The following is an 8,810-nucleotide window of genomic DNA, read 5'->3' as shown; positions in this document are numbered from 1 at the left end:
GTCCCGGTCGGGTTTGCTGCGCCGCCCACTCGATTCAGTGGGCCAATTGCAAAACTCGAATTTTTTGATTGGGGACGAATTTTCAGATGGCGAGAATATTGCCCGAACCCACGCCGGAGACCCAGCATTTCTGGGATGGGGCTCGCAACGGCGAACTGCTCCTGCAACGCAACAAGGCCACTGGCGAAGCCTATTTCCCGCCGCGTCCGTTCGATCCGAAGACCGGCTCGCGCGACGTCGAGGTGTTCAAGGCCAGCGGCCGCGCCACCCTGTACTCCTATGTGATCAACCATCGCCCGCGCCCCGACATGGGGACCGAGCCGCACTCCATCGCCGTCGTGCAGTTGGAAGAGGGTCCGCGGATGATGACCAATATCATCAACTGCCCGCAGACCCCCGAAGCCCTGGTCCTCGACATGCCGCTCGAGGTCGTTTTCGAGAAGGTGAGCGACACGATTTCGCTGCCGCTGTTCCAACCGGCCAAGGGCTGAGGCGAGATCCATGAAGCAGAATTCAGTCGCGGTCGTCGGGGCCGCGGAAACCACGAAGATGGGCAAGATTCCGGACGTTTCCGTGATCGGCCTCCACGCTGACGCCGCGCTTAACGCGATGGCTGACGCGGGTCTCACGCCGGCCGACATCGACGGCGTCGCCACTGCGGGCATCAGCCCGGTCGAGCTCGCCCACTATCTCGGCATCAAGCCGACCTACGCGGACGGGACGTCGGTTGGCGGCTGCTCGTTCATGCTGCACGTCCGCCATGCGGCGGCGGCCATCGCGGCCGGCCATGCCAAGACGATCCTCATCACCCATGGTGAGTCGGGCCGCAGCCGCGTCGGCGCCGGCGGCTTCGCCCGCGCGCCGTCCAGCTTGATGGGCCAGTTCGAGATGCCGTTCGGACCGGTGGGGCCGCCCACCATGTTCACCGTGCCGGTGCTTCGCTACATGAAGACCTATGGCGTCACCGAGGAAGACTTGGCGATGGTCTCGGTGGTCCAGCGCGAATGGGCCGCCAAGAATCCGCGGGCCAGCTTCAAAGACCCGATCACCGTCGATGATGTGTTGAACTCGCCGATGATCGCCTGGCCGTACCGCATGCTGATGTGCTGCCTGGTGACCGACGGCGGCGGCGCGCTGATCCTGACCAGCGCCGACCGGGCCAAGGACTTCCCGAACAAGCCGGTCTACGTGATGGGCACCGGCGAGAGCGTGGAGACCCCGATGGTCTCGCAGATGTACGATTTCAACTCGTCCACCGCGTTCAGGATCTCCGGCAAGAAGGCGTTCGACGAGGCGGGCATCAAGCACTCCGACGTCGATCACCTGATGATCTACGACGCCTTCGCCCACCTGCCGCTCTACGGCCTGGAAGACCTCGGCTTCGTGAAGCCGGGCGAAGCCAAGGACTTCATCAGGGAGCGCAACACCGCCATCGGCGGCAAGCTGCCTATGAACACCAACGGCGGCGGCCTCTCCTACATGCACTCGGGGATGTACGGCATGTACGCCCTGCAGGAGAGCGTGCGGCAGCTGCGTGGGATCGCGCCGGCCCAGGTGGAAGGCGCGAAGATCAGCGTCTGCCACGGCGTTGGCGGCATGTTCGCCTCGTCCGGCACGGTGATCTTCACGAACGAGAAGTGATCTAGCGCCGCCCCGCCATATTCGTCATGGCCGACCTCTCGTGTCGGCCATCCATAGACACCGTCGTCGGCGTCTATGGATCACCGGGACCAGCGCCTGGTGATGACGAGCGGGTGGGGAGTCTTTCCAAAACAGCGACTTACCGCAGTTTATGCTGCACCCATGCTGCAAGGCCTGGGTGCAGCATTTTTTCTGCGCCCTAGACGCCCTTGTTCGGGTTGATCAGGTACTTTTCGCCCGTCGCGCGTTTGTTGTAGGCGGCGATCACATCGGGCTGCAGCGCCTCGGCCAGCGAGATTTCCGCGGTGTAGTGGCTGGCGAAGGTGGTCTTCAGTTCAGCCGCGACGCGCGCGCGCAGCTTGGCCGCATCGGCGCCGATCTTCACCAGGAAGGGTGTGAGCAGCCAGCCGTTGACGCCCCAGGACAGGCCGAAATTGCGGGCCAGTTCGGTGGGGCGAGTGTCGAGGCCGCCATAGATATAGACCTGCTTGTAGGTCGAGGAGCCGTAGCGGCTGTAGACAGTGGCCTTGCGATTGGCCGCGACTTCCATGGCCGACAGGATCTGCGAGGCCAGCTTGCCGCCGCCGATGGCGTCGAAGGCCAGGGTCGCGCCGGTCTCGTCGATCGCGTTGGTCAGGGCCTCGATGAAGTCGGGGGCGGTGGAATCGACCACGTACTTGGCGCCGATGCCGCGCAGCAGGTCGGCCTGCTCCTGGTTGCGGACGATGTTCACCAGGGCCACGCCGTCGGCGAGGCAGATCTTGTTCAGCATCTGGCCCAGGTTCGACGCCGCGGCGGTGTGGATCAGGGCGGTGTGGCCTTCACGGCGCATGACCTCGACCATGCTGAGCGCGGTCAGCGGATTGACGAAGCACGAAGCGCCGTCAGCCGCGGTGGCGCCTTCGGGCAGCAACAGCACGTCGGCGGCCTTGGCGCTGCGGTGCTGGGCGTAGGTGGCGCCGCCCAGGATGGCGACGGTCTTGCCCATCAGGGCCTGGGCTTCCGGCGATGCGCCCGCGGCGATGACCACGCCAGCGCCTTCGTTGCCGACCGGCATCGAGTCGTCGACGCGGGCGGCCATGGCGCGCATGAAATGCGGCGGGATGGGCGCGGTGACGACGGTGTCGGCGCCCGAGCCGGTCACCTTGGCGTTGGCGATGTCAGCCGGACCGAGCAGCAGGCCAAGGTCCGACGGATTGATCGGCGCGCCTTCGATCCGCACCACGACCTCGTCGGCCGCCGGCACGGGGATCGGTACGGACACCAGCGACAGTTCCAGTTCGCCGCTCGCCTTAACCAGTGAGCGCAGTTGCAGGCTCGTTCCCATAGTCGTCTCCCGTCCTAATTGATTGTTGTTGGCAAGTAGGGGCGGCGGTCGGTCGCGGCAATGGGAAAACGCACGATCGGTCGTGTTATCGGCCTTATCTGCGTGGCATTTCGCAGGTAGGCCCGCCCGAGCTTGGCCGTCCGCTTCGGATAGCCGTGCTATACCGTTGCTGATGGCATGGCCCCTTCAGCAAGGTCTGCGCGCCCGGGCGGCGTCTATCGCCCTGGTCGCACTGGCGCTCTTCCTCGAGGCGGCGGTCGCGCACGCGGGCCCTGTCCGCGCGCCCGATGTGATCCTCACCGGAACGCTGACACGCGCGGCGCATGAGACCTATACGGAGGTTCCGTTCAAGGCGCCGCCGGGCGTGGACCGGATCACCGTCGAGTTCGCCTACACGGGCCGCGAGCAGCGCTCGGTGATCGACCTTGGCCTACGTGATCCCGAGCGGTTCCGAGGCTGGAGCGGCGGCAATAAGAGCAGCTTCACGCTCGCCGAATCCGACGCCACGCCATCCTATCTGGCCGGCCCGCTGAAGCCCGGCGTCTGGAAGCTGGTGCTGGGCGCGCCGAATATTCGCAAGGACAGCCGCGCCGACTACACGGCCAAGATCTGGTTCGATCGGAAGGGCGCGGCGGCTGTGGGCTTCAATGACCAGCCCCTGGCGAGCGAGGAGCGTTGGTGGCGCGGCGACCTGCATATGCACACCGGCCACAGCGACGGCTCCTGCCTGTCGCGCAAGGGCGCCAAGGTTCCGTGCCCGACCTACAAGACGCTGGAGGCGGCGACCGCGCGCGGCCTCGATTTCGTGGCGGTGACCGACCACAACGCCACCTCGCATTTCGGGGCGCTGCGCGAGTTGGCTCCCTATTTCGACGACCTGCTGATCATCCCGGGACGTGAGATCACCACCTTCTACGGTCACGCCAACCTGTTCGGCCCCACGGCCTTCGTGGACTTCCAGCTTGGCGGTCCGCACGCGCCGAAAATGGCGGACATCCTGCGGCAGGTCGAGGCGACCGGCGGGATGATCTCGATCAATCATCCGGGCCTGCCCTCGGGCGAGTTTTGCATGGGTTGCGGGTGGACGGCGCCCGATACCGACTACGGCCGCATCCAGGCGATCGAGGCGGTGAACGGCGGCAATGTCGAAGGCCCGCTGTCGAGCATCGGGTTCTGGGAGCAGCGTCTTAACGAGGGCCGTCGCATCACCGCCGTCGGCGGGTCCGACAACCATGACGCCACCCTCCACCCGGACAAGGCGCCGGCTATCGGCGTTCCGACCACGGTTGTGCGTGCTGGCCAACTGAGTCAGGCGGCGATCCTGACGGCCATCGGCCAGGGGCATGTCTTCCTCGACATCGCCGGGACGCGCGATCGCTTGCTCGATGTGCGCGCCATCGCTGATGGGGCCACCGCGCAGATGGGCGACGCCCTATCGGCGCCGGTTGGAACGAAGATCCGGGTGGACGTCCATGTCGTGGGGGCGTCGGGCGGTTCGATCTCGCTGGCCGGCGACGGCGCCAAGCTGGCATCTTCGCCAGGCGCCAAGCTCACCGGCGCCGATCAAACGGTGTCGTTCGACCTGACCGCCGACGGCGCGCGCCGTTGGCTTCGGATCGACGTTCGCGGTGCGGACGGCAAGCTCATCCTGCTTGGAAATCCGATCTACCTGACGCCGTGAGGCCGCGCCCGTTCGCCGCAGGCGGTAGGGTAGGAAACTCTTATTAACCGCGCCGACGTTAGGCTTTCGCATCGTGACGTTGTCGGGAAGCGTATGGGGCTGAATCCAGAATCTCGAGCCCGCTTCAATCTCGAGCGCGCCTCTATTCTATTGCTCGAAGAGTCTCCGATGGGGATGAGCATCCTCGTGCAGATCCTGATCGGATTCGGCGCCAGGACCCTGCACCGCTGCGAGACCGTCGCCGAGGCCAAGGACGCCATCGCCAAGATCGAAGTCGACCTGATCATCTGCGATGCGATGGGCGCCGGCGGCGAGGGCTATGACTTCGTCGAGTGGCTGCGTCGCAGCCGGATCGAACCCAACTGCTTCGCGCCGGTCCTGTTGATCGCCGGCCACACCCCCAGCAACGCCGTGGCGCGAGCGCGCGACTGTGGCGCTCACTTCGTCATGGCCAAGCCCCTGACCCCCATCGCCGTCCTGGAGCGCATCCTGTGGATCGCCAAGGAAGGCCGGCGGTTCGTGGAGTGCGACACCTATATGGGCCCCGATCGCCGCTTCAAGAACGAGGGGGTGCCGGCCGGAATGGCCGGACGCCGCCGAGACGATCTGCATGGCGAGATTGGCGCGGCCGAAGACCCAAACATGGATCAGGAGGTCATCGACAGCCTCATGAAAACCCGACGGGTGGAACTATGAGCGTCAAAATCCACACCCCGCCAGTGCGACTGGCCAAGCTCTTGAGAACACCCGGCGGTCTGCCGGTGGCGGAGGCCGTTCAGCGGGCCGGCGCCGGCTTGCTGAGCCTGCGCAAGGACTGCTTGGTGGAGCTGAAAGCCGTGCTGGAGGAGGCTGAGGCTATCGCTGGGCGCGCCGGCGGAGTGTTCCAGGCCGATCTGCTGGCCGAGCTCTATACGGTGGTTTCCAAGTCAATTGGCGTGCCGAGCACCTGCGGGCTTGGGGCGGTGGACACCGCCTTGATCAGCTTGTCGGATCTACTGGACTATCTGAAGGGCCAGCAGCGGTGGGACGCCAACGCCGTGGCCGTCCACCTGCGGGCATTCCGTCTGCTGTTGCAAACCGAGGGCGCGGCCGACGCCGCCGGAACCCAGGCGATCCTGGCCGGTCTGCGTCAAATCAGTCAGCGCTACGCCCGGCCCGAAGCCGGGACCTGAGGCGGACGGTCAGGGATTGAGGCGGTCGGTGATCGCCCACAGCCCGTCGACCACCGACTTCATAGAAGCCGGATCTTGGCCGTCCTTGCTCCAGAGTAGGCGCATGGCGCTGACGTGAACGCTGATCGAGGCCCAGTCGGCGCGGTTGTGCGTACGCTGACGATCCACCAGTTCGCAGAGGCTGTAGCAGGCGTCGCAAAGCACGCGCTTGTCGAACACCCCGGCGATATCAAGGATGGTCGAGCCTTCTTCGTAGACGGCGTCCAGCGACGCGGTCTTTTCACGGCACATGGCCTCAAGCCGGCCGATCATGTTGCCCAGCGACTTCATGGCGTCGCCGGCGTGGGCCGCCAGTTCGCGCTGGGCGCGCTCGCTGGCCAAGCCCGCGGTCATGCCGCCGGGTTCGGCCACCTGCTCGCTGAGGCGGTACTTGACCTTGACGAATTCGGCTTCGCTCACAGCTGCACCTTTGCGGGTTTCATCAGCATGTCGATGTCAGACTGATCGAGGTTTGGGGCGGTGGCCGCGCCGACATGGGTTGAGAGGTCGTCGTTCCGACGTCCCTTCATCCCCAGCGGCGGGCCCATGTTCTTGAAGCGGCGGTCAGGACCGACATAGCCCTCGGCGATCACCATCTGGCGTTCGTCCTTGGCCACCCAGAAAACCCGCTGCAGCAGGACTTCGGGGGTGAAGGGCTTGGAGACGACGAAGTTCGCGCCGGAGTCGCGGCTCTTTTCGACCATGGTGCGCGCGGCGTGGCCGGTTAGCATGATGACCGGTGTGAATTTCGAGATGTCGGGCGCGTCGCGGCGCAACCAGCGGACGAAGTCGTAGCCGTCCATGTCAGGCATCGAGCTATCGATGACGATCAGGTCGAGTTCCTGGGTCTTGACGACATGCATCGCCTCGGGCCCAGAGCTGCACTTGAACTGCTTGCGGACCCCGAACCCTCGGAACATCGAGTTCAGGGCTTCGAGCGCCTGCGGGTTGTCGTCGATCAGCAAGACCCTGGAGCGGTCCAGATTAATCCTGATCTTGGGGTCCAGGGCCATGCCGTCGAAGCCTAGAAGAGGTCCAGGTCGCCCGCGCCGGCGTCCTGGCGCGCCGGACCTTCGCGGGTGACGCGGGCGAGGCGGTCGGCGAGGTCGCCGAGCGTCACGCTGGCGACCGCGTCGGAGAGATCATAGTCGCCGCTCTCGGCCTGCATCGCCAACCGGCGAGTAAAGGTGGCCAGGGCCGCCAGGTGCTGGGTCAGCACGTCCAGGGTCTGGGCCTCATGCAGCGCGATGGCCAGCGGCTCCCCGCGGCTGGCGCGCACGAGCTGGGTGACCAGAGTTTCCAGCCGGTCGCAGAGCTCTCCTGCATGCTCCAACTCCAGGGCGATGGAGGACAGGACCTCGGGGGTCTGAACGGCGGTGGATCGGCTCATCAAAACAGCTCCACAGACCCCGCGTCCGGCGTCGGGGCGGGGGTCCGCACCACAGGATCGCGCAAACGCGTTAGCTCCGCGTTATCAGTCACGGTTCGTTGTTGGGCGCGCCCAGTGGTCGGCCAGTACTGAACCCGCCGGGCCGACAGTCCGCCGAGGCTCGATCCGACGACCGGAATTCCTTCATCTCGAAGGAATTTCTCAGCGAAGGCGGCGTTGGAGGCTCCAACGTCGCTGAGGCCGCCGAACATCCGTGCGCCGCCAAACAGCTTGGCCTCCAGCCGGTCCCGACGCGCGCCTGAGCGCAGCAATTCGTTGATCAGCAGTTCCATGGCGTAGGCGCCGTAGCGCCGACCTTCGTCCAACCCTTCCGCGCGGCCTTCGGGCAGCAGGAAGTGGTTCATGCCGCCTAGCCCGGACTTGGGATCGCGCATGCAGACGGCCACGCATGATCCGAGGATCGTGGTCAGCATCACATCGGGGTCGTCGGAAATGTGATGCTCGCCCTGCACGACATGAATGCGCGTGCCAGGCCGCCCGGAGACGTTTTCAACGATCATGTGAGTGGGCCAAACACCGCTTCGATTTTCTCTTTGAGAGTCTGGGTGGTGAACGGTTTGACCAGATAGTTGTTGACCCCGAACTGCACGGCGCGTTGCACCAGTTCGCGGTCGGCCCGGCCGGTCAACATGATAACCGCGGTCTTGGAGGTCGGGCCATGCGCCCGAATGGCGCGCAGCAGGCCGAGCCCGTCGAGCTTGGGCATGTTGAAGTCGGTGATCACCAGGTTGCAGGGCGCCGAGATGAGCGAGCGCAGGCCCTCTTCGCCATCGGGAGCTTCGCGGGTCTGGGTGATGCCCAGCGCGTGCAGGCTGGTGCGGATCAGCGAGCGCATCGTCTGCTGATCGTCAACGATGAGGGTCTTGATGCTGAGGGCGGTGGGCATCAGGCGCTCCTATGGGTGTCTGCAAAGGCGCAAAGGTTCAAGATTGACGGTCCCATACGGGAGAGGCCGACTTGCCTCTCGACGGCGCCTATCTCGAACGCGATGCGGGGCATTCCATAGACGACACAGGATGATTCATCTTGGCCCAAGGTGCGGGCTCCAGCCTTCTTCATGGACATTAGACCGGCCGCGCCGTCCCGGCCCATGCCGGTCAGAATGGCGCCGACGGCGGGACGATTCAGCTTGGCGACGGACTCAAACAGCGCGTCGACGGAGGGGCGGTGGCCGTTGATCGGTTCGCCCTGGCGCAGCCGGATGACCGGGTGCGAGGACGAGGTGACTTCCATATGCGCATCGCCGCCGGGCGCGATATAGACGTGGCCGGCCTGCAGGCGATCGCCATCCCTGGCCTCGGTGACATGAGCGCCGGAGATCTTGTCGAGCCGCGCGGCGAAGCTCTTGGTGAAGGTCGCCGGCATGTGCTGGGTGATGACGGTCGGCGGGCAGCTGTCGGGGAAGTGCGACAGGATGGTCATCAGGGCCTCGACCCCGCCGGTCGACGATCCAATGGCCAGGATCGCGTCGGACGCCCGATAGTCGCGATCACGCTCCAC

The 8,810-nt window shown here is 65.5% G+C and carries 12 protein-coding genes; 5 read left to right on the top strand and 7 right to left on the bottom strand.

Annotated elements, in window-relative coordinates; translation table 11 throughout:
* Positions 1–98: 98 nt before the first annotated feature.
* Both Q7T84_RS16290 and Q7T84_RS16285 read left to right on the top strand, forming a co-directional pair.
* The gene (locus Q7T84_RS16290; protein WP_304810909.1) at positions 99–491 is read left to right on the top strand and encodes a Zn-ribbon domain-containing OB-fold protein; all 393 of its coding nucleotides are present in this window, start codon (positions 99–101) and stop codon (positions 489–491) included.
* A 10-nt stretch (positions 492–501) separates the two neighbouring features.
* Entirely contained in the window at positions 502–1,641 is a 1,140-nt protein-coding gene (locus Q7T84_RS16285; RefSeq protein WP_304810907.1) for a hypothetical protein, read from the top strand.
* Positions 1,642–1,840: 199 nt separating this feature from the next.
* Here the strand turns inward: Q7T84_RS16285 and Q7T84_RS16280 are convergent, their stop codons facing one another.
* Positions 1,841–2,968, bottom strand: a complete 1,128-nt coding sequence (locus tag Q7T84_RS16280) for a zinc-binding dehydrogenase (protein ID WP_304810905.1) — start codon at positions 2,966–2,968, stop codon at positions 1,841–1,843.
* Between the two features lie 172 nt (positions 2,969–3,140).
* Here Q7T84_RS16280 and Q7T84_RS16275 point away from each other — a divergent pair, with 172 nt between their 5' ends.
* The 3 genes from Q7T84_RS16275 to Q7T84_RS16265 all read left to right on the top strand — a co-directional run bounded on the left by Q7T84_RS16275 (position 3,141) and on the right by Q7T84_RS16265 (position 5,821).
* Positions 3,141–4,649 carry a CehA/McbA family metallohydrolase gene (locus tag Q7T84_RS16275; RefSeq protein WP_304810903.1) on the top strand — a complete coding sequence of 503 codons (1,509 nt, stop codon included), beginning with the start codon at positions 3,141–3,143 and terminating at the stop codon, positions 4,647–4,649.
* Between the two features lie 93 nt (positions 4,650–4,742).
* Positions 4,743–5,345, top strand: a complete 603-nt coding sequence (locus Q7T84_RS16270) for a response regulator (RefSeq protein WP_304810900.1) — start codon at positions 4,743–4,745, stop codon at positions 5,343–5,345.
* Complete coding sequence (locus Q7T84_RS16265) at positions 5,342–5,821, top strand: hypothetical protein (protein ID WP_304810898.1); 480 nt, start codon at positions 5,342–5,344, stop codon at positions 5,819–5,821. The genes Q7T84_RS16270 and Q7T84_RS16265 overlap by 4 nt, the downstream gene beginning before the upstream one ends.
* Positions 5,822–5,830: 9 nt before the next feature.
* Here the strand turns inward: Q7T84_RS16265 and Q7T84_RS16260 are convergent, their stop codons facing one another.
* The 6 genes from Q7T84_RS16260 to Q7T84_RS16235 form a co-directional block, all read right to left on the bottom strand.
* Positions 5,831–6,280, bottom strand: coding sequence for a hypothetical protein (locus tag Q7T84_RS16260; protein WP_304810896.1), 450 nt, complete (start codon positions 6,278–6,280; stop codon positions 5,831–5,833).
* The gene (locus tag Q7T84_RS16255; RefSeq protein WP_304810894.1) at positions 6,277–6,873 is read right to left on the bottom strand and encodes a response regulator; all 597 of its coding nucleotides are present in this window, start codon (positions 6,871–6,873) and stop codon (positions 6,277–6,279) included. The genes Q7T84_RS16260 and Q7T84_RS16255 overlap by 4 nt, the downstream gene beginning before the upstream one ends.
* A gap of 11 nt (positions 6,874–6,884) precedes the next feature.
* The gene (locus Q7T84_RS16250; protein WP_304810891.1) at positions 6,885–7,250 is read right to left on the bottom strand and encodes a hypothetical protein; all 366 of its coding nucleotides are present in this window, start codon (positions 7,248–7,250) and stop codon (positions 6,885–6,887) included.
* On the bottom strand, positions 7,250–7,810 hold the full coding sequence (locus Q7T84_RS16245; protein ID WP_304810889.1) for a chemotaxis protein CheD: 561 nt from the start codon (positions 7,808–7,810) through the stop codon (positions 7,250–7,252). Before Q7T84_RS16245 ends, Q7T84_RS16250 begins: the two co-directional genes overlap by 1 nt.
* The gene (locus Q7T84_RS16240; protein WP_304810887.1) at positions 7,807–8,196 is read right to left on the bottom strand and encodes a response regulator; all 390 of its coding nucleotides are present in this window, start codon (positions 8,194–8,196) and stop codon (positions 7,807–7,809) included. The genes Q7T84_RS16245 and Q7T84_RS16240 overlap by 4 nt, the downstream gene beginning before the upstream one ends.
* Positions 8,196–8,810, bottom strand: a 615-nt coding sequence (locus tag Q7T84_RS16235) for a chemotaxis protein CheB (protein WP_304810885.1), incomplete at its 5' end; no start/stop codon positions are given. The genes Q7T84_RS16235 and Q7T84_RS16240, both read right to left, overlap by 1 nt.

Source organism: Phenylobacterium sp. (genome assembly GCF_030654915.1).
In the GTDB taxonomy this organism is placed as follows: domain Bacteria; phylum Pseudomonadota; class Alphaproteobacteria; order Caulobacterales; family Caulobacteraceae; genus Phenylobacterium.
This window is presented reverse-complemented; position numbering and strand designations above follow the sequence as displayed.

What these genes read in the sequence shown, in the direction of transcription:
- Q7T84_RS16285 (WP_304810907.1), top strand. Translation starts at nt 502, where the DNA reads ATGAAGCAGAATTCAGTCGCGGTCGTCGGGGCCGCGGAAACCACGAAG.
- Q7T84_RS16280 (WP_304810905.1), bottom strand. Translation starts at nt 2,968, where the DNA reads ATGGGAACGAGCCTGCAACTGCGCTCACTGGTTAAGGCGAGCGGCGAA.
- Q7T84_RS16275 (WP_304810903.1), top strand. Translation starts at nt 3,141, where the DNA reads ATGGCATGGCCCCTTCAGCAAGGTCTGCGCGCCCGGGCGGCGTCTATC.
- Q7T84_RS16270 (WP_304810900.1), top strand. Translation starts at nt 4,743, where the DNA reads ATGGGGCTGAATCCAGAATCTCGAGCCCGCTTCAATCTCGAGCGCGCC.
- Q7T84_RS16265 (WP_304810898.1), top strand. Translation starts at nt 5,342, where the DNA reads ATGAGCGTCAAAATCCACACCCCGCCAGTGCGACTGGCCAAGCTCTTG.
- Q7T84_RS16255 (WP_304810894.1), bottom strand. Translation starts at nt 6,873, where the DNA reads ATGGCCCTGGACCCCAAGATCAGGATTAATCTGGACCGCTCCAGGGTC.
- Q7T84_RS16250 (WP_304810891.1), bottom strand. Translation starts at nt 7,250, where the DNA reads ATGAGCCGATCCACCGCCGTTCAGACCCCCGAGGTCCTGTCCTCCATC.
- Q7T84_RS16245 (WP_304810889.1), bottom strand. Translation starts at nt 7,810, where the DNA reads ATGATCGTTGAAAACGTCTCCGGGCGGCCTGGCACGCGCATTCATGTC.
- Q7T84_RS16240 (WP_304810887.1), bottom strand. Translation starts at nt 8,196, where the DNA reads ATGCCCACCGCCCTCAGCATCAAGACCCTCATCGTTGACGATCAGCAG.